Annotated in this window: 16 protein-coding genes; 12 read left to right on the plus strand and 4 right to left on the minus strand. The window is 39.9% G+C overall.

Annotation, left to right across the window (positions count from 1 at the left end; all coding sequences use genetic code 11):
- Positions 1-5: 5 nt before the first annotated feature.
- From AWN68_RS16130 to AWN68_RS16145, 4 genes are all read left to right on the plus strand, one after another.
- Positions 6-1,268 carry an alginate export family protein gene (locus tag AWN68_RS16130; RefSeq protein WP_068417957.1) on the plus strand — a complete coding sequence of 421 codons (1,263 nt, stop codon included), beginning with the start codon at positions 6-8 and terminating at the stop codon, positions 1,266-1,268.
- 216 nt (positions 1,269-1,484) lie between these two features.
- Positions 1,485-2,951: a copper-containing nitrite reductase gene (gene nirK, locus AWN68_RS16135; protein ID WP_068417958.1), complete on the plus strand. Its 1,467-nt coding sequence runs from the start codon at positions 1,485-1,487 to the stop codon at positions 2,949-2,951.
- A gap of 14 nt (positions 2,952-2,965) precedes the next feature.
- A complete protein-coding gene (locus tag AWN68_RS16140) occupies positions 2,966-3,751 on the plus strand; it encodes a formylglycine-generating enzyme family protein (protein WP_068417961.1) in 786 nt (261 codons plus the stop codon).
- Between the two features lie 45 nt (positions 3,752-3,796).
- Positions 3,797-4,387, plus strand: coding sequence for an SCO family protein (locus AWN68_RS16145; RefSeq protein ID WP_068417964.1), 591 nt, complete (start codon positions 3,797-3,799; stop codon positions 4,385-4,387).
- Positions 4,388-4,390: 3 nt separating this feature from the next.
- Here AWN68_RS16145 and AWN68_RS16150 read toward each other — a convergent pair whose 3' ends face one another.
- Positions 4,391-5,461: an AI-2E family transporter gene (locus AWN68_RS16150; RefSeq protein ID WP_068417965.1), complete on the minus strand. Its 1,071-nt coding sequence runs from the start codon at positions 5,459-5,461 to the stop codon at positions 4,391-4,393.
- A gap of 324 nt (positions 5,462-5,785) precedes the next feature.
- On the opposite strand from AWN68_RS16150, the gene typA reads away from it, so the two are divergent.
- The 6 genes from typA to AWN68_RS16180 all read left to right on the plus strand — a co-directional run bounded on the left by typA (position 5,786) and on the right by AWN68_RS16180 (position 13,622).
- Positions 5,786-7,588, plus strand: a complete 1,803-nt coding sequence (typA, locus tag AWN68_RS16155) for a translational GTPase TypA (protein ID WP_068417966.1) — start codon at positions 5,786-5,788, stop codon at positions 7,586-7,588.
- A gap of 113 nt (positions 7,589-7,701) precedes the next feature.
- Entirely contained in the window at positions 7,702-8,796 is a 1,095-nt protein-coding gene (locus tag AWN68_RS16160) for a 6-phosphofructokinase (RefSeq protein ID WP_068417969.1), read from the plus strand.
- A 114-nt stretch (positions 8,797-8,910) separates the two neighbouring features.
- Positions 8,911-10,200 carry a serine hydrolase domain-containing protein gene (locus AWN68_RS16165; RefSeq protein ID WP_068417970.1) on the plus strand — a complete coding sequence of 430 codons (1,290 nt, stop codon included), beginning with the start codon at positions 8,911-8,913 and terminating at the stop codon, positions 10,198-10,200.
- Between the two features lie 112 nt (positions 10,201-10,312).
- Complete coding sequence (gene kefF / locus AWN68_RS16170) at positions 10,313-10,918, plus strand: glutathione-regulated potassium-efflux system oxidoreductase KefF (protein WP_068417973.1); 606 nt, start codon at positions 10,313-10,315, stop codon at positions 10,916-10,918.
- Positions 10,915-12,804 carry a monovalent cation:proton antiporter-2 (CPA2) family protein gene (locus tag AWN68_RS16175; protein ID WP_068417976.1) on the plus strand — a complete coding sequence of 630 codons (1,890 nt, stop codon included), beginning with the start codon at positions 10,915-10,917 and terminating at the stop codon, positions 12,802-12,804. Before kefF ends, AWN68_RS16175 begins: the two co-directional genes overlap by 4 nt.
- Positions 12,805-13,010: 206 nt before the next feature.
- Positions 13,011-13,622 carry a hypothetical protein gene (locus AWN68_RS16180; RefSeq protein ID WP_157716287.1) on the plus strand — a complete coding sequence of 204 codons (612 nt, stop codon included), beginning with the start codon at positions 13,011-13,013 and terminating at the stop codon, positions 13,620-13,622.
- An 88-nt stretch (positions 13,623-13,710) separates the two neighbouring features.
- Here AWN68_RS16180 and mdh read toward each other — a convergent pair whose 3' ends face one another.
- The 3 genes from mdh to tilS form a co-directional block, all read right to left on the minus strand.
- Positions 13,711-14,640: a malate dehydrogenase gene (gene mdh / locus AWN68_RS16185; protein WP_068417981.1), complete on the minus strand. Its 930-nt coding sequence runs from the start codon at positions 14,638-14,640 to the stop codon at positions 13,711-13,713.
- A gap of 69 nt (positions 14,641-14,709) precedes the next feature.
- On the minus strand, positions 14,710-15,258 hold the full coding sequence (locus AWN68_RS16190; protein WP_068417984.1) for a Crp/Fnr family transcriptional regulator: 549 nt from the start codon (positions 15,256-15,258) through the stop codon (positions 14,710-14,712).
- Between the two features lie 3 nt (positions 15,259-15,261).
- Positions 15,262-16,578 carry a tRNA lysidine(34) synthetase TilS gene (gene tilS, locus AWN68_RS16195; RefSeq protein WP_068417985.1) on the minus strand — a complete coding sequence of 439 codons (1,317 nt, stop codon included), beginning with the start codon at positions 16,576-16,578 and terminating at the stop codon, positions 15,262-15,264.
- A gap of 44 nt (positions 16,579-16,622) precedes the next feature.
- Between tilS and AWN68_RS16200 the strand changes: the two genes are divergently transcribed.
- Positions 16,623-18,152: an OstA-like protein gene (locus AWN68_RS16200; protein WP_068417988.1), complete on the plus strand. Its 1,530-nt coding sequence runs from the start codon at positions 16,623-16,625 to the stop codon at positions 18,150-18,152.
- A gap of 107 nt (positions 18,153-18,259) precedes the next feature.
- Complete coding sequence (locus tag AWN68_RS16205) at positions 18,260-19,090, plus strand: outer membrane protein assembly factor BamD (RefSeq protein ID WP_068417990.1); 831 nt, start codon at positions 18,260-18,262, stop codon at positions 19,088-19,090.
- Positions 19,091-19,092 lie beyond the last annotated feature (2 nt).

Consider the following 19,092-nt stretch of genomic DNA (forward strand, 5'->3'; position numbering starts at 1 on the left):
ATGTCATGAGAATACTGAAAGGAATATTCGTAGTGTTTTTTTTACTCTTTTTTTCAAATCTCCATGCGCAGATCAGTGTAGATGCGCAACTGAGAAGTCGTTTTGAATACCGTCACGGTTACAAAACCTTATTTCCAGACAATGCAGACCCAGCCGCATTTATTGGACAGCGAACTCGTTTGAATGTCGATTATAAGACCGAACAGCTCGATGTATTCATGAGTTTTCAAAATATCAGTGTCTGGGGCGATGTTCCCCAATTAAATACTGCGGACAGAAATGGCCTCATGATTTATCAGGCTTGGGCAAAGGTTTATTTGTCTGAATCATTTGCAATTAAGGCTGGCCGTCAGGAAATCATTTATGACGACAGCCGGATTTTTGGTAATGTGGATTGGGCAACGCAAGGAAGAAGCCATGATGCCTTACAACTGAAATGGCAAAACGAGGGCTTCAAACTAGATGTTGGCTTGGCTTACAATCAGACGAACGAGCAACTCACAGGAAACGACTATAACATTTTAGGTACCTATAAGACCTTTCAGTACATGTGGCTTCACAAGGATTGGTCTAATTTTTCAACAAGCTTTTTGATACTGAACAATGGTTTGCAATACATTGACAACGCGAACAGCCAAAACAACGAAGTACGATTCAGCCAAACCATTGGACTACACTCCAACTACAAAAAGGACAAGCTTGGGCTATCCTCTAACCTTTATTACCAAGGAGGGAAAGACATCACCAACAGTAGCCTATACGCCTACCTCCTCGCCTTATCTGCTGACTATCAAATTTCGGAAAAATCGAAAGTTGTACTTGGTGCGGAAATAATCAGCGGAAATGATAATGGAGTGCCTAACAACCAAAAAAACAAAGCTTTTAGCCCACTGTATGGCACCAACCATAAGTTCAATGGTTATATGGATTACTTCTATGTGGGTAACCATTATCCCAACGTAGGCTTGACCGACATTTACCTTACCAATACCACCAAGCTAAACGCTAAAAGCAGCTTAGCAGTAACCTTACATAACTTCTCAGCAGCTTCAAATATAGCAGGTAGCAATAAAAAGCAATTGAGCAATGAAATCGACTTGGTGTTTTCTCATGCGGTACAAAAGAGCATATCCTTGAAAGTGGGCTACTCACAGCTTTTCGCTTCTGACGGTATGGAGATTTTAAAAGGAAATTCTGACAAAAACACAAACAATTGGGCTTGGGTTATGCTGGACATTACTCCTACACTATTCAAAGGAACTGACTGATTTCATTGCTCTTCATCAGAGCTGATCAACGACCAATCTCAATCCAAAACAAACACAAAGAGATCAAGCCCTTAACTCATTGAAAAACAGTAAAAAAGCACTATAAATATGAGTGTAAATCATGCAAATACATGACCTAAATCATGTAGTGACGCTTGCTCCTCACTTATCTTTAATACAAGAAAAGAAGCCATATATAATAAACAAATCAACACTATGAAAAACATCTCGTTTAAACCGCTCAAGGACATAAAAAGGGCCACATTATTGGTGCTTTTTCTAGTCACTCTGGCATCATGTTCAGATGACAAACCTAAAACCAAGAACGCTAAGGATATGCTCATTACTGGGCAGATTACTGCGGATCTTACGGCCCCACCAAAAGTTCCAGTTCCTATTGGGGATAGAAAAGCCAAAAAGCTAATTGTGAATATGGAAATCCTTGAACAAGAAGGTACCATGACCGATGGCGTGAAATACATCTATTGGACTTTCGGTGGCTCAGTACCGGGTAGTTTCATTAGAACTCGCGTAGGAGATGAAGTAGAGTTCACCTTATCAAATCACCCAGACAATAAATTACCCCACAATATTGATTTACATGCAGTAACAGGCCCTGGCGGTGGTGCAGAATCTTCTTTCGTTGCCCCAGGTCACGAAAAAACATTCTCTTTTAAAACGTTAAATCCAGGCTTGTATGTGTACCACTGTGCTACAGCGCCTGTGGGAATGCATATTGCAAACGGAATGTATGGTCTAATCTTAGTGGAGCCAGAAGGTGGTTTGCCCCCTGTGGACAAAGAGTATTATGTGATGCAAGGTGATTTCTATACAAAGGGAGCCAATGGTGAGCGTGGTTTACAAGCATTCGATATGCAAAAAGCAGTAAATGAAGATGCCGATTACGTGGTTTTCAATGGCAAAGTAAATGGACTAACTGGCGATAATGCACTTACTGCAAATGTTGGTGAAACGGTTAGAATATTTATGGGTAATGGTGGCCCTAACTTGGTTTCTTCTTTCCATGTCATCGGTGAAATTTTTGACAGAGTATTCGTTGAAGGCGGCACTATGGTCAACAAAAACGTGCAAACCACACTAATTCCAGCAGGTGGCGCGGCCATGGTTGAGTTTCAAGTAGATGTTCCGGGCACCCTAGTCCTAGTAGATCACTCCATTTTCAGAGCTTTCAACAAAGGAGCTTTGGGCATGTTAAAAGTTTCAGGAGAAGAGGATGAGAAAGTTTATTCAGGAACACAAATGGAAGGTATTTACCTACCTGAAGGTAGTGGAATCCAAACAATGCCGTCCACAGCTACAGCCAAGGAAGAGGCACCTCAAGAACTATCGCTAGCAGAAAGACTGAACCTTGGTAAAAGTGTTTATCAACAAACTTGCTTTGCTTGTCACCAACCTGAGGGTCAGGGTATTCCTACCATCTTCCCTCCATTGGCGAAAGCTGATTATTTAAATGCAGATGTTAATCGGGCAATCGATGTTGTATTGCACGGAAAGTCAGGAGAAATTACTGTAAATGGCACAAAGTATAATAGTGTTATGACAAAGCAAACCCTGACTGATACTGAAATTGCCAGTGTACTTACCTACGTTTATAACAACTGGGGGAACTCCAAGAAAGAAGTTACTTCAGCCATGGTGAAAAGTAGAAGAAACGCAAAATAGATTATTAAACAGAAATGAACTCCTTTTACAAAAAGATACTCGCATCATGCCTTTGCTTAGCCTTACCCTTTACTGCCTTTGCGCAGAAAGACAATATGGTTTTAGTGAAAGGCGGTGAATTCATTCCCTTATATGGTGTGGATACAATGACCGTAAAAGTGAGTTCATTTTTAATGGATATTTATCCGGTGACCAATGCCGAATACCAAAAATTTGTGGTTGAATATCCGGAATGGCAAAAAAGCAGAGTAAAGAAGCTATTTGCAGACGATAGCTATTTAGTAGACTGGGAAAACGACACCACTTTTAGTAGAAACCTCCTTCCTAACGCGCCTATTACTAGTGTATCATGGTTTGCCGCCAAAAACTACTGTGAATGTCAGGGCAAAAGACTTCCTACCGTAGACGAATGGGAATATGCCGCTATGGCCGATGAAACTACTGCAGATGCGAGGAGAAAGGAAGAATACAACAAGTTCATTTTAGCATGGTACGAAACCTCAAATACTATAAAGAAACCAGTGGGTTCCACTTTCAAAAACTATTGGGGCATATATGATCTTCATGGTTCGGCATGGGAATGGACATATGATTTCAACTCAGTACTTATTTCAGGCGAGTCTAGAAAAGATGTAGATAAAGACAGTGATCTATTCTGTGGTAGTGCTGCAGTAGGTGCATCAGACCTTATGAATTATGCAGCCTTTATGAGATATGCCTTTAGAGGCAGCATTAAAGCACGATACTCAATCAAGAACCTAGGTTTCAGATGTATTCAAGAAGTCAATACAAATCAATAATCCATTTCAAAAAATGGTTAAACGCATACTAAACAAACCTTCAAGATGAAAAAGCTCTCAATATTTGCGATAAGTTTAACCATTCTATTCTCTTCATGTGGAAGTCAAAAAAAGCAAGAAGTAGCAGAAGTGAGTAAAGATATTTCCGAGCTCTCCATCTACAACCTTCCTTCGGTTTGGACTTCTCAGAACAATGAAAGTACTGAACTTAAAGATCTAAGAGGCGATGTGCTAGTGATGGTGATGATTTATACTACTTGCCAAGTAGCCTGCCCACGATTAGTGGCCGACATGAGGGACATTGAGTCTAAATTACCGAACAACAAGAAGAAAAACGTCAAGTTCGTTTTGGTCAGCATTGACCCTGAAACTGATACGCCTGAAAGATTAAAAGAGTTTGCCATTGAAAATGAAATGGATTCCGATCAATGGCTTTTCCTAAGAGGTTCAGAAGACGATACCCGTGAGTTTGCCGCTGTTTTAGCTGTCAATTACAAGAAAATTTCTCCAATGGATTTCTCCCACTCTAACATCATCAGTGTATTCAATCAAGAAGGAGAATTAGTTCACCAAAAAGAAGGTTTGGGCGTCAATAATCAAGAAACCGTAGATACAATTATCAACTTAGCGAAGTAAGTTTCAATGATTAACACTTACTTCATCTACATTCGTGATTTTATCCCCCGACAATTCAGCTAAAGGCTTTAGTGGCTCTATTTCTTTAATGACAATACGAGCCATTGCAGCCAATGGCAGAAACAACACCATTCCGGCCAAACCCCAAATGTAGTTGCCAACAACCAAAGCCATCAGCGAAGCCATTGGGTTTAATTTCATACTTCCCCCAACAATTTTTGGAGTAAGGAAATTACCCTCCAAAGACTGAATTAGAACAATACATCCTATAAGGCCCAAGGCAATAAAGTGATTATCATAAGTTACGTAAGCGTAAATCACCGGTAATGAGGCCCCAATAGTGGTACCGATGTATGGGATGATGGCCAATGTAGCCGCCACAAAGGCAAATACTAGCGAATATTCTAGACCAAAAGCATAAAAAGTAATGGTATATAATGTAGTGAGAATAATAATGAGCAAGCCCAATCCAGACATGTATTGCTGACCCGTTTTGGCCAAGCGCAATAATAACTTAGCATAATCCTTGGCATTGGTTTTATCGCCTAAATGAATTACTACGTCTGCTATCCCCTTACGATAAAGTAAAATTAAAAAGGTAAAAACTAGTGCTAAAGTACCATTGCTTAGCAGTAAGCCCGTGGTTTTGAATGTGCCTCCAATCAATGGCATCCCAACATCACCAAGCATATTTTTCATACTTTCCGACACCTCTTTTTCATCCACCGACATCATTCCTGCTGGTACTTTGTCGTTGAAAAATTCAGCAATTTTCGCAGAGGCGTTCTCAATATTCACATCAGAATCCATAGACTGTGCCACTTGAAAGATTTGAGAGGTCATTAAATAACCTACAAAGAAAATGACGATGCTACCGGTGACAAGCGGAGTAAAAATAGACCAAAAGGAATTAAACCCTTTGGATTCTAGCCACTGAACAGGCCGCAAGTAAAACGATACACCAATAAATGCAAATGCCAAGGGAATAAATAAGAAGCCACCTTGCTTAAGGATTAGCACGCCTAATACAATAACAATAAGCGTGTATGCTGTTTTTGAGAGAGAGATTTTCATATTTCGAACATTCCTAAAACCCTGCCACACTACAAATAGCTTAATTCGCTAAAAACAACGATTTACTATTTTTAGAATAGCGTAATTTATCCACACTTGGGTATTTTTACCAACCCCAAAAAGCCATCTCTCAATGTCAGTTTATTCACTGACAATATCAAATTAACATCAAAAGGAACCGTATCAACTTCAACTCAAGTATTACGCTATGATCCAAAATGGGCGATAAGTCACAATGAATCAACATGCTAATATTCATTTAATAAAGAAATCACAATTATTAAATCGGAATCCCTACCTTTGCGGCTTCAATTTTAAGCTGTCATGCAAAGCATTAGAAACATCGCGATTATCGCACACGTAGACCACGGTAAGACAACCTTGGTAGATAAAATCATCCACGCTTCTCAGATTTTCAGAGAGAATCAAGAAACTGGTGACTTAATACTGGATAACAACGACTTAGAACGTGAAAGAGGAATTACTATTCTTTCTAAAAACGTGTCTGTTGTTTATAAGGGAGTTAAGATCAACATTATTGACACTCCTGGTCACGCAGATTTTGGCGGTGAAGTAGAACGTGTATTAAGAATGGCCGATGGTGTTCTTTTACTTGTTGATGCTTTTGAAGGTGCAATGCCTCAAACTCGATTCGTATTGGGTAAAGCTTTAGACCTTGGTTTAACTCCTATTGTAGTAGTAAACAAAGTAGACAAAGAAAACTGTAGACCTGACGAAGTTCATGAGCAGGTCTTCGACCTAATGTTCAACCTTGACGCTACAGAAGAGCAACTAGGCTTCCATACTATTTATGGTTCTTCTAAACATGGTTGGATGAGTACTGATTGGCAAAAGCCAACGGACAACATCTTTGCACTTTTAGATAAAATTGTAGAGGTAATTCCAGAAGCGCCTTCTCCAGAAGGTATTCCTCAGTTCCAAGTAACTTCACTTGACTATTCTTCTTTCGTAGGTAGAATTGCCATTGGTAGAGTATACCAAGGTAAGATTGAGGAAGGAAAAACAATGGGCCTAACCAAAGCTGATGGTACTGTAAAAAGAGTTCGAATTAAAGAACTACAAGTTTTTGAAGGCTTGGGTAGAGTAAAAGTTACCGAAGTTAAAGCGGGTGACCTTTGCGCTGTAGTAGGACTTGAAGGTTTTGAAATTGGTGATACGCTTACTGACTTCGACAACCCACAACCACTAAAAAGACTTAAAATTGATGAGCCAACGATGAACATGTTGTTCACCATCAATAACTCTCCTGGCTTTGGTACCGAAGGAAAGTTCGTTACTTCAAGACACTTGAGAGAAAGGCTTTACAAAGAAATAGAAAAGAACCTAGCGCTTAAGATTCAGGAAACTGATTCTGAAGATAAATTCTTGGTGTTTGGCCGTGGTATTCTTCACCTTTCTGTATTGATCGAAACGATGCGTAGAGAAGGTTACGAGCTTATGGTAGGTCAGCCACAGGTAATTTATAAGGAAATTGATGGTAAGAAATGCGAACCAATTGAAACACTGGTAGTAGATGTTCCAGATAACGTTGCAGGTAAAGTAATTGAATTGGCTACCCAAAGAAAAGGTGAGCTTAAGATTATGGAACCGAAAGGCGATCAACAACATTTAGAGTTCGAAATTCCCTCAAGAGGTTTGATCGGTTTAAGAAACAACGTGCTTACCGCAACTGCTGGTGAGGCCGTTATGAACCACCGTTTCAAAGAATACCAACCATTGAAAGGTGAGATTAAAGGGCGTTCAGTAGGATCATTGATCTCTATGGAAAATGGTCCTGGAACAGCCTATTCAATTGACAAACTTCAAGACAGAGGCATATTCTTTGTTGCTCCGGGTGAAGAGCTTTACACAGGTCAGGTAATCGGTGAACATAGCCGTGAAAACGATATCGTTGTAAACATCCAAAAAGGAAAGAAACTGACCAACATGCGTGCATCAGGTTCTGACGACAACTCTAAAATTGTTCCTCCGCGTAGATTCTCTTTAGAAGAGTCTATGGAATACATCCAAAAGGATGAATACTTAGAAATCACTCCTCTATCGATAAGAATGAGAAAAATATGGTTAGACGAGAGTACTCGTTTAAGAATGGCAAAAAAGGATTAATTCCTTTTAAACCTCCAAAATTTAAAACTCCTGAAATCAATTTCAGGAGTTTTTTTGTTTATTACATTCTATGGCGAGCCTAGCTTGTCTTATACTCAAGAATAAACTAAAGCATGAAGAAGATACTTATACTTACTGGAGGAGGCGATTGCCCAGGTTTAAATGCCGTCATCAGAGCTATAGTCAAAAGAGCCGATCATGAAGGTGATGTAGAAGTATACGGCAGTATAGAAGCTTACAATGGCGTGCTTCGCTCTCCACAAGAAATCATCAGGCTTACCAATAAAACCGTGGCCGGTATTCACGTAAAAGGCGGCACTATCATAGGCACGACCACCAAATCCGACCCCTTCCATTACATGATCACAAAAGAAAATGGTGAGAAGGAAACGATAGATCGTTCAGATGAAATGGTGACCATGATCAAAGACATGGGCTTCCACTGTGTGATCAGCATAGGTGGAGATGGTTCTCAGCGCATTAGCAAAGCTTTATTCGACAAGGGAATGCCAGTGGTAGGAGTCCCTAAAACGATTGATAATGACCTCTCCGCCACCGATTACACCTTCGGCTTTCAGACAGCTGTACAAGAAGCTACCGATGCGGTAGACAAATTGGTTTCCACTGCAGAAAGCCATCACAGGGTGATCATTTTGGAAGTAATGGGACGTTCTGCAGGTTGGATAGCACTTCATTCTGCCATAGCTGGTGGGGCTGAAATCTGTCTTATTCCAGAAATCCCTTATGATATTGAAGCAATCAAAGAAAGAATCGAATCACGATACAAAGACGGTAGAGGCTTTGTGAACATCGTTATTGCAGAAGGCGCCAAACCTAAAGACGGAACCATCACAGCCAGAGAAAGTGATGAGGCAGGCTACCAAAACTTACGTCTGGGAGGTGTAGCTTTCCAACTTACCCAACAATTGAAAGAGGTAGGCTGCAAAGCCGATATCCGCGAAATGGTGCTTGGTCACTTACAAAGAGGCGGTAGTCCAAATGCCTTCGATAGGGTTTTGGCTACTCAATATGGTGTTAAGGCCATGGAAATGGCTTTGGCTGGCGAGTTTGGAAAAATGGTCACCTTCAAAAACAATGAGATCAGTTCGGTGTCATTAGAAGCAGCCACCGAAGCCTACAATAATGTAGACCCACGCTCCTTTTTGGTGCATGCTGCCAAAGGGATTGGAATTTCCTTTGGTGACTAATAATCTTTACATCAAAGTGTCTATCACAATTTTTCAGCTACCACCTTTTAGGAAATTGGCAAGAGGTAGAACTCTTTTCAACCATTGTCCTTATCTTCTCCTCAAATTCGACCAATGAAAAAACTAGCCTTACTCCTTCTCCTTTGTATTTCAATCTATTCTTGCACCAAAAGCACCAAGCTAAAAGTCCATTCTCCTGGCAGCTTCGAGCCTGAAAGCATAGGTGTTTCCTCAGAAAAACTGGTAAAAATTGATCAACTCATTCTGAAAGCCATTAATGACAAAAAACTTCCTGGGGGAACATTTCTATTGGCCAAAAATGGTCAGGTAGTATATAATAAAAGCTTTGGTTACAGAACTTCAAAAAACGAGAAAGCATACCAAAACGATGACATTTATAGAATTGCCTCAATGACCAAGGCCATTACTTCCGTAAGTATCATGCAACTTTACGAACAAGGAAAAATAGGTTTAGATGACCCTGTTTATAAATACATCCCCTCATTTAAAGATCAAGTGGTACTCGATACTTTCGAGCCTTCGGACTCAAGCTTTACGACAGTGCCTGTAGAAAAAGCAGTGACCATCCGCAACCTGCTTACCCACACTTCGGGTATCGTCTATGGAAGTTTCAATCCTGGAAAGCTGATGGCTGTTTATGAGAAATACAATATGAATGTAGGTTTCTCTCATCCTACTTGGTCCACCGAAGAGTGGATTGACAAACTGGCCAAAGTACCTTTAGCACATCAGCCCGGAGCTCAATTCTCTTACGGATTAAGCATGGATGTTTTGGGTCGAGTGATCGAAGTAATTTCTGGACAACCTTTAGACGAATATTTCAAGCAAAACATTTTTGATAAAGCTGGAATGACTGATTCCTATTTCTACTTACCCAAAGAAAAGTTCGATCGTTTGGTGCCCGTTTACACCAAGGCAGAAGGTCAACTCATCACTTTGGATGAAATGGGAATGGCGGCTCAAGCCAGTTACCCTTTAGAAGGGCCTAGAAACATTTTCGCAGGAGGCGGAGGCCTAACATCTACCGCAATGGATTACGCCAAATTCATCAATACACTGGCCTTGGGCGGTGGAGATATTTTAGGCGCAGAAGCCTTGAAAGAAATGTCGAGTGACCAAATGCCGAATGTAATCAACGATTACAAAGACAACAATGCTGGCCAATCCTTCGGTTTAGGCTTTACAGTGTATTTGGATAACGAAAATAAAAGAAGTCCGAAATCGGCAGGCACTTACGAATGGAGTGGATATTTCAACACCAAATTCTTCATTGACCCCAAAGAAGAGATGGTGTTTGTGGGTATGACGCAGATTGTACCCTTCAATGAAAATGCTTTCTGGAATGATATGTACAAGCTAATTTATGAGGCCATAGAAGAGTGAAGCTTGGTGATAGAAACTCTGTTATGGTTCAAGCAAGTGCTATTAAAAAACAGAAAAATAAAGCGCAAGGAACTTTCTCCTTCCTCCAATTCTTTCTCACTAAATTATCAGTATGAAAAGCGTCTTAGTCTTATTCGCACACCCAAAATTCGAGCACTCAAAAACGAATAAGGCACTTGTGAGCAAAATACAGAATCGTGAGGGCGTCACCTTTCACGACCTCTATGAGCGATACCCTGACTTCAATATTGATTTACCTAAAGAGAAAGAGCTCCTGAAGGCACACGATGTGGTTATTTGGCATCATCCGTTTTACTGGTACAACTGTCCTCCTCTTATGAAGCAATGGATTGATGTTGTTTTGGAGTTCAACTGGGCTTATGGCCCTGAGGGAAACGCACTTCAAGACAAGAAATGCCTTAATGTGATTACTACTGGGGGTGCACGAGAAGTCTATTGTTCGAGTGGGAACAACCACTATTCTGTCAATGAGTTTTTAAGACCTTTTGAACAAACAGCACGCCTCTGCGGCATGGAATACTTACCGCCCTTTGCTGTAATGGGAACTCATAACCTGTCAAAAGAAAATTTGGATACTTATGTGGATCAATATGACGAGCTCATTAACGCCTTACAGGAAGGAAAAACCTTCAATATCACTAAGGAATGTGAGTTTTTGAATGACACTCTACTACTCAATAAAAAGAAGGAAGCATGAGCGGCAGCATACTTTTTAACGCAATTGTTCTTTTAGCTGGCGCTGTCATCTGCGTACCTATTGCCAAGAAATTGGGTCTGAGTTCTGTGCTCGGGTATTTATTGGCAGGCATCATCATTGGCCCCTATGTTTTGGGTTTTATCGGTAATGAAGGCGAAGACATTATGCACTTCGCAGAGTTTGGTGTGGTAATGATGCTCTTTTTGATCGGCCTAGAAATAGAGCCTAAAAAATTCTGGGAAATGCGAAAAACCATTCTCGGAATGGGTGGCGCTCAGGTCATATTGACAATGCTTCTCTCCTATTTCATCTTGATTCTATTGGGGCTGGATTGGCAGGTAGCACTTACTATATCCATGGCCATTTCCTTGTCGTCAACCGCCATCACGCTTCAAACTTTGAAGGAAAAAGGCTTAATGAACACGACTTATGGTGCTTCTTCCTTTTCTATTTTACTTTTCCAAGACATTATAGTCATCGTTATGTTGGCCGTAATCCCTTTGTTGGCTAAAACTGATAATACTTCTTCGGTAGATCAAGTGACGGAGGGAGCACACGCTTCTTTGCTCGACAGTCTCCCTATTGGTTTACAGGCGCTCGCTGTTATCTTATCTGTAGTGCTAGTCGTAATATTGGGACGTTATGTTTTCGTACCTATGCTAAGGCTGGTGGCGAAAGCCAGGGTTAGAGAATTACTCACCGCATCCTCTTTGCTCATCGTAGTCACTATTTCTTTTTTGATGGAATTAGTAGGGCTTAGCCCAGCTTTAGGTGCCTTTTTAGCAGGGGTCGTTTTGGCCACCAGTGAGTTTAAGCATGAATTAGAAAGCACCTTAGAACCTTTCAAAGGGCTATTATTAGGCCTGTTCTTTATGGCCGTTGGAGCGTCCATAAACTTTATTGTATTAAGCACATACCCACTTACTATTACAGGCTTGCTCCTGGGCACAATCCTTCTCAAGGGGATTGTTCTTTTTATCGTGGCCTCCATTTTTAAGATTAAGCTTGATCAAAAACTATTGCTTACCGTTGGTTTGGCGCAGGTTGGAGAATTCGCTTTTGTGCTACTCTCCTTTGCTTTCGACTTGAGGATTCTGAATACCGAACAGCTGGACATGATGCTGGTGGTCACCGCCTTGAGTATGACCATAGCCCCTATTTTAGGCATTATAAATGAACGTCTGATCTTACCTAACGTAGGTACTAAACAAGCGGAAAAAAGGCCAGTTGATCACATTGCTAAAGCCCACAAAGTGATTTTAGTTGGTTTTGGTCATTTTGGAAGCACTGTTGGCCGTTTTCTAAGGGCGTCTGGTGTTGAAGCCACAATTTTAGACCACGATTCCAATCGGGTGGATTTATTGAGAAAAATGGGCTTTGAAGTTTATTACGGTGACGCTACCCGCATAGATTTATTGGAGTCGGCAGGAATCGCAGAAGCTAAAATATTAATTTGCGCCATCGACAACCCAGACGTTTCCATTCCTTTTGCCAAAATTTTAATTAAGAAATACCCACATTTGAAGCTGATGTTTAGGGCGAAGAATCGTTACGATGCCTATGAACTTTTGGAACTTGGTATTGAGGATGTCTATCGTGAGTCACTGGAGACTTCCGTAAAAATGGCTGGAGACGTTCTCACGAACATGGGGCACAGGAAATATACGGTGCATCGTCAATCTCAGAAGTTCATTCAATACGATGAAGAAATGCTTAGAAAGCTAACTGAAAGACCTAAGGACACGAAGGAGTATATTTTTAAAGTGCGAGAAGAAATCAAAAAACAAGAGGAACAACTGGAAGAAGACTTAAAACGCGGTATAATTGATGACACCCGCCAATGGAACAGCGATGAAATGCGATTGGCAGCCAAGAAAAACAGTTGAACCAAACTCCTTACAGCATCACATAGAATTGTATTTTCTTATCCCAATTAAATCTCTATCAACGACTTATCAATTCTATCCAACATTTTGAAGATGAATAATCTCACAAATCACCCAGCAAGTGAGTTTATGGCCTGAAAATTGTTCAAATGCCATCGAACGTTCATTATTGAATTATTCTATTTATTCATCTAAAATTAATCAAAATGAGGAAATCATTACTTTTACTTTTATCGCTTTCTATGTCCTATTGTTTAATGGCGCAAGAGCCTGTTAAACAACAAGAAGCAGGACTGACATTCTATAACATCGATAGTTTTGGGTTAACCTACAGAACCGGAACAGAGCAGTCGCTTTGGAGGTTTAACACATTAATCATATCTGGAAACAACACTGACAATAGCACTAGCACTACCGTAAGTAAGGACAAAAACACAGGCTTTGATTTTAGAGTTGGAAAAGAATACAGAAAGGAATTGGCTGATAAATTAGAGCTTCGATATGGCGGAGATGTTTCTTTCGACTACAGACAGGTGAAAACTGAATTTGAGAATAAGTCAGCGCCTAACAATTTTAGTTCAAGTAACAGAACGATTTATGAGCCAGGAGTCAATATAGTAGTTGGCTTTAATTATATGCTGAACGAAAATCTTATACTTGGTGCTGAAGTCTTGCCTAGCTTTAGTTATTATTCAGTAACATTGACAGAGAAGGACTCAAATAACAATAACGGAACTGAAATCAAAGCCGAAACTTCAGGCTACAATTATGGCTTATCAAATGGGTCTGCTCTGCTTTCCATAGCATTTAGATTCTAAGAAACAACACAAGAACAGCCACGTTACGAACAAAAAAATCCCGACTCTTACGAATCGGGATTTATATTTTATAAAAAACTGGTATTGATTAAGCCAAGTTATCCAATACAGTCATTACTTCTTTTACGTGTCCTTCAGAAACTTTCAAAAGCGCCATTTCTTCAGCGTTCAAATCAAGCTCAATTACTTTCTCAACACCGTTTTTACCCAAAATTACTGGCACTCCTAAGTAGCAATCTTTGATTCCGTATTCACCCTCTAGTTTGATACAAACTGGGAATACTCTTCTCTGATCTCTTGCAATTGCTTCCACCATTTGAGCTGCAGCAGATCCTGGTGCATACCAAGCTGAAGTACCCATTAGTTTCACCAATTCACCACCACCAGTTTTAGTTCTCTGGATAATAGCATCAAGCTCTTCCTTACCGATCAACTCAGTTACAGGAATACCACCTACAGTAGTATAACGAGGAAGTGGCACCATAGTGTCACCATGGCCGCCCATCAATACTGCTTGGATATCTTTTGGAGATACGTTTAAAGCCTCAGCTAAAAAAGCTCTGTATCTTGCGGTATCTAAAATACCAGCCATACCCATTACTCTAGTTCTTGGGAATTTAGAAGTAATGTGCGCTTGGTAAGTCATTACGTCCAAAGGATTTGAAACGATAATGATGATTGCATCTGGAGAATGTTTTACAACATTTTCAGTTACACTTTTAACAATACCAGCGTTGGTTTGAATTAAATCATCCCTGGTCATACCCGGTTTTCTTGGTAAACCCGAAGTGATAACTACAACATCAGAGCCTGCTGTTTTAGCATAATCGTTGGTAGAACCAACTGTTCTTGTGTCATAAAGATTGATAGGAGCTTTTTGCCAAATATCTAATGCTTTTCCTTCTGCAACACCTTCTTTAATGTCCAAAAGCACCACTTCGTTGGCAATTTCTCTGTAGGCCAAAACGTCTGCGCAGGTTGCGCCCACATTTCCGGCACCGACTACTGTAACTTTCATAGGGTATACTGGATTTGATTTAAATTAATTCGATGAGCAAAGATAACAAGTGAAACCTCTAAATGAAACTTAGAGGCTACGGTTTCTTTCTGAATTGTGATGATCGGAATAGGCCTGTTTAAGTTCGAAGAAGCCAAAGGACTCTTTGTAGGCCTTAAACAAACTCTCGGTATAATGATTATAGCGTTCAATTAAACATTCCAGCACCGAAGCTTTAATTTCAGGATAGGATTCGAAGATATCCATGATGTTGCCTTGCGGCAAAACAAAGATCTCAGCATCCTCGCTAGACACAATAGCGCTATACAATCGATGATTATCCAAAACGAAAGCATTATCTCCAAAACATTCTTTTTTTCCTGCTTGGTCCAGTTCTTCAAAGGAACCATTACGTTCTAAATTTAGAGAAACTAATCCGCGATTCACGATATATACCGCCTGACTAGGGTCTTTAGCAAAGAAAACCGCCTCATTTTTTCTGTATTTCCTGGTGTATAAATAAGGCACAAAAGCAAAAAGTTGATCATCCGTTAGTTTCCTGAAAGGCCCCACCCCTTTCAAAAAATTGATTTGTTCCTTTTCGGACTGGCTGTATGTTTTCTTAAATGGGTTATACATTATCTATTTTCGGCTAATGCTTAAAACTTCTTTGGTTTGATCGTTGGTTTTAAATCGGTCGTCAATTCTATGGCCAATCACCCAAACAATATTTTCCTCAGAAGTTAATACTCTTATCTGGTCTTTTAAGTTTAGAGGAATTTTCTGGTCAATCATAAAGTCGCTCAGTTTTTTTTTGCCTTTCATGCCCAAAGGAAAAAAGTAATCCCCCTCTTCCCAAGCCCTAACCTCCAAAGGAAAGGTCAGTTTATTGAAATCCAGAAAGGCATTTGAAGGATTTCTGTCCACCTCACTATCGCCATCCAATCGCTTTATCTCAAATGTCTGTTGAGAAAGGCTAAACTGCCCCTGCCCTTCTTCAATTAAAAGAGGCTCAAATTTCTTGGCTTGATGTGCGGTAATAAAGACATACTCCCTATCTACGAGAAATTGGTGTGAACTGGTATTGAATTTTTTTCCGGAAATACCTCCCAAGGCGACCAAAAGCTCTTTGCTCTGCTCGTAATTCAAACCAAAAGGTTTTAACAACTCCGAAAGCTGAAAAGCGCCAATGCCACTGTGAATGATTTGATCTTTTGAAAATCGGTAACCATCAACAACTTCTTCGATATAAGGCTTTAATGCATTAATCTTCTCTTGGAAAACCCTTTCAACTTCAAGATTCTTTTCGAGCGTATTCTGAAAGGTAGCATAGAAGCCAGCATTCAATTCGGTGAAGGCTGGTATAATCTGATGTCTTAAGTAATTTCTTTTATAGTTATCCGAAGCATTCGAGCTATCCTCTCTCCATTCAATTCCTTCTTGCTTCGCGAAGTTTTCGATTTCGTCTCTTTCAAAGCCTAAAAGTGGACGAATAATATTTTCAGATTTCGGCAACATCCCCCTTAAACCAGAAATTGATGTACCTCGGGCCAAGTTGAGTAATACGGTTTCTAAATTATCTTGGGCATGATGTGCCACGGCCAATTGATCTAAATTCTGTTCCTTCAAAAGTTCGTTGAACCAAGCATAGCGTAAATCACGCGCAGCCATTTGAGTGGAAATCCCATGCGCTGAAGCATAAGATTTTGTGTCAAAGTGTTTTTCAAAATAGGGTATTTTCAGCCTAGAACAGGTATCTTTCACAAATTGAGCGTCTGCATCAGATTCTTCTCCCCTCAAATTAAAATTGCAATGCGCTACGGAAACATCAAAATCTGCCTGATGACAAAGGTTCAAAAGCACCATGGAATCCATGCCCCCACTCACCGCCAACAGCCACTTATTTCCCTCCGAATTGAGGGCATGCTTTTTGATAAAACTCAAAAACCTATTCAACATGAATCAAAATTAGCATAAATCGATAATTTTGCACTTTCGAAAACATGATCAGACCCTTATTTTTATTTTTATTTCTAATTGCTACTACTTGGGCCTCTGCCCAGAAGAGGGTACGAATCGATACTGCCGGATATCTATATTATGAAACCCTGAACGGAGAGCCACTTCAGAGGCTTGTTAGTGCAGTTAAATTGGTACAAGGCAGTACAGTGATTTATTGTGATTCCGCCTACCTCTATACCAAAACGAATAAAGCGGTAGCCTATGGCCATGTCCGAATTATTGATACCGTAGACTCTTTAGATCTTTCGGGAGACTACATGGAGTACACAGGAAGCAATGGAATGGCCAAAATGCGCAAGAACGTTATGCTGAAGGACGATAGCACCAACCTATATACCGATTTTCTGGATTACGACCGAAACACCCAAACAGGCTATTATTATAATGGTGGCAAATTGGTCGACAGTACCAATGTATTAAAAAGTAATCGGGGATATTATTATTCAGAAACCAAATCGGCACTGTTTCTAGATTCCGTGGAGCTCACCAATCCGGACTTTACTCTTGAAACAGATTCATTGGATTACGCAACCCTTGATAAAGTAGCCATTACAAAAGGTCGGACTTTAGCAGTTTCTGCAGATGGAGATTCACTTTCCACCAATGTTGGTTTTCTTTACAAGTCTCAAGAGAAATACAGCGAAGTATATTTCGGCTGGATCAAAACAGAAGATTACCGTATTTATGGAGATAAACTGATAGCGGATGACAGCCTGAAGTACTATCAAGGTGACATGAATGTACAAATGGAAACATTCTCCGATTCACTGACCGCTTATGGCGATCATGTACGTTACAACAAAACTGAAAGTACTGCACTGATTTATGACAATGCCTATCTAAAGAAAATAATGAAAGGTGATAGTCTGTTTATTAAAGGCGACACCATAAAATCGGTGCAGAATGAAGAAATTGGAAAGAAATACCTCAGTGCGTTCCATAATGTTCAGTTGTATAAATCGGACTTTCAGGGCGCAGCCGATTCGCTTTCTTACAATATGATGGATTCCACCATCTACATGTATAACTCTCCATTAATTTGGAATGCAGACAGCCAAATTTCTGCTGATTCTATTAAAATTCAATTGGCCAATAATCGAATTTCAAAAATGTTTTTGAACCAAAACTCATTTGTCATCTCACAAGACTCTTCCGAAAACTACAATCAGGTAAAAGGAAGAAAAATGGTAGTGGACTTTGATGAAGGCCTCATTAGCAAAACAGATGTCTTTGGAAATGGAGAAAGTATCTATTTCGCTTTTGATAAAAATGGAGCGTTAACGATGAACAAATTGAGTTGTTCCAACATGGCGCTCTATTTTAACAATAATGTGGTGACCGAATTAAGGACCTATCGTGAAGTGGACGGCAGGCTTATTCCTGGACCCCAAATCGTTCAACCCGACCGTAGACTCAAAGGTTTTAAATGGCTCTTGGATCAAAAACCTACTCTTGAAGGTATCACTGGAAACCGGAAGTTGATACCAAGAGGGAAAATTAAACAGCGTTAAAAATGGTTAATCGCTGAATAGAAGCCAAAAAACTAGTTTTATTTGCTCAAGTAAGAGAGTTCAATAAGATTGGAATTATCGGACTTTACTAATAACTTTGCAGGCTTATGAAAAAAACGGTATTTCTAACCCTTTTCGCAGTAATGATTTCTTTGTCAAGTTGCGCCAACCGATTGGCCAAGCTTGAAAAAAGCGATGATTACGAAGAACTATACAAAGGGGCCATTGCTTTTTATGAACAAGGTAAGTACAGCAAGGCACAAATACTTTTCGAAAAAATATCTCCTTACTACCGAGGTAATATTGAAGCAGAGAAAGTTCAGTTCTATTGGGCCTATAGTCTATACTATCAAAGGCTTTATCAACTGGCTTCTTTTCGATTCAAAAACTTCTATCAAACCTACGGAAGAAGTCAATATGCAGAAGAATCTGAGTACATGTCAGCATATGCACTTTATAAAGATGCCCCAGACGCAAACTTAGACCAAACAAGCTCAGAAGAGGCGGTAATATCAATGCAGAACTTCCTAAACAGATGGCCTGCCTCAAAGTATTATGATGATGCCAACAAAATCATTGACGAGCTACAAGTGAGGTTCGAAACAAAAGCCTATTTGAAGGCCAAGCTTTATCATAAACTCACAACTGGATTGTCATATAAGAACTATTTAGAAGCCGCTATTGTTACGATTGAGGCTTTCAAGCATGACTTCCCGGATTCAAAATACAATGAAGAATTACTTTACTTGGCCGTTGAAACGGAATTTAAACTGGCCGACAATAGTATTCAGTCTAGAAAAAAAGAGCGATATAATAAAACCGTAGCCTTCTATAAGGAGTTTTCAGAAAGATACCCTGAAAGCGAATACATGAGCAAAGTATCAAGCTGGTATGACCAGTCATTAAAAGAATTACAAGAACTTAATAAAACGCAATAATT

The organism is Roseivirga echinicomitans (genome assembly GCF_001592935.1).
Classification (GTDB): Bacteria; Bacteroidota; Bacteroidia; order Cytophagales; family Cyclobacteriaceae; genus Roseivirga; species Roseivirga echinicomitans.

Excerpts from the sequence above, each read along its gene's own strand:
- AWN68_RS16150 (WP_068417965.1), bottom strand. The coding sequence starts at position 5,461 with ATGAAAATCTCTCTCTCAAAAACAGCATACACGCTTATTGTTATTGTA.
- AWN68_RS16140 (WP_068417961.1), top strand. The coding sequence starts at position 2,966 with ATGAACTCCTTTTACAAAAAGATACTCGCATCATGCCTTTGCTTAGCC.
- typA (WP_068417966.1), top strand. The coding sequence starts at position 5,786 with ATGCAAAGCATTAGAAACATCGCGATTATCGCACACGTAGACCACGGT.
- AWN68_RS16160 (WP_068417969.1), top strand. The coding sequence starts at position 7,702 with ATGAAGAAGATACTTATACTTACTGGAGGAGGCGATTGCCCAGGTTTA.
- AWN68_RS16200 (WP_068417988.1), top strand. The coding sequence starts at position 16,623 with ATGATCAGACCCTTATTTTTATTTTTATTTCTAATTGCTACTACTTGG.
- mdh (WP_068417981.1), bottom strand. The coding sequence starts at position 14,640 with ATGAAAGTTACAGTAGTCGGTGCCGGAAATGTGGGCGCAACCTGCGCA.
- AWN68_RS16145 (WP_068417964.1), top strand. The coding sequence starts at position 3,797 with ATGAAAAAGCTCTCAATATTTGCGATAAGTTTAACCATTCTATTCTCT.
- AWN68_RS16190 (WP_068417984.1), bottom strand. The coding sequence starts at position 15,258 with ATGTATAACCCATTTAAGAAAACATACAGCCAGTCCGAAAAGGAACAA.
- AWN68_RS16130 (WP_068417957.1), top strand. The coding sequence starts at position 6 with ATGAGAATACTGAAAGGAATATTCGTAGTGTTTTTTTTACTCTTTTTT.
- tilS (WP_068417985.1), bottom strand. The coding sequence starts at position 16,578 with ATGTTGAATAGGTTTTTGAGTTTTATCAAAAAGCATGCCCTCAATTCG.
- AWN68_RS16205 (WP_068417990.1), top strand. The coding sequence starts at position 18,260 with ATGAAAAAAACGGTATTTCTAACCCTTTTCGCAGTAATGATTTCTTTG.
- AWN68_RS16180 (WP_157716287.1), top strand. The coding sequence starts at position 13,011 with ATGAGGAAATCATTACTTTTACTTTTATCGCTTTCTATGTCCTATTGT.
- nirK (WP_068417958.1), top strand. The coding sequence starts at position 1,485 with ATGAAAAACATCTCGTTTAAACCGCTCAAGGACATAAAAAGGGCCACA.
- AWN68_RS16165 (WP_068417970.1), top strand. The coding sequence starts at position 8,911 with ATGAAAAAACTAGCCTTACTCCTTCTCCTTTGTATTTCAATCTATTCT.
- kefF (WP_068417973.1), top strand. The coding sequence starts at position 10,313 with ATGAAAAGCGTCTTAGTCTTATTCGCACACCCAAAATTCGAGCACTCA.
- AWN68_RS16175 (WP_068417976.1), top strand. The coding sequence starts at position 10,915 with ATGAGCGGCAGCATACTTTTTAACGCAATTGTTCTTTTAGCTGGCGCT.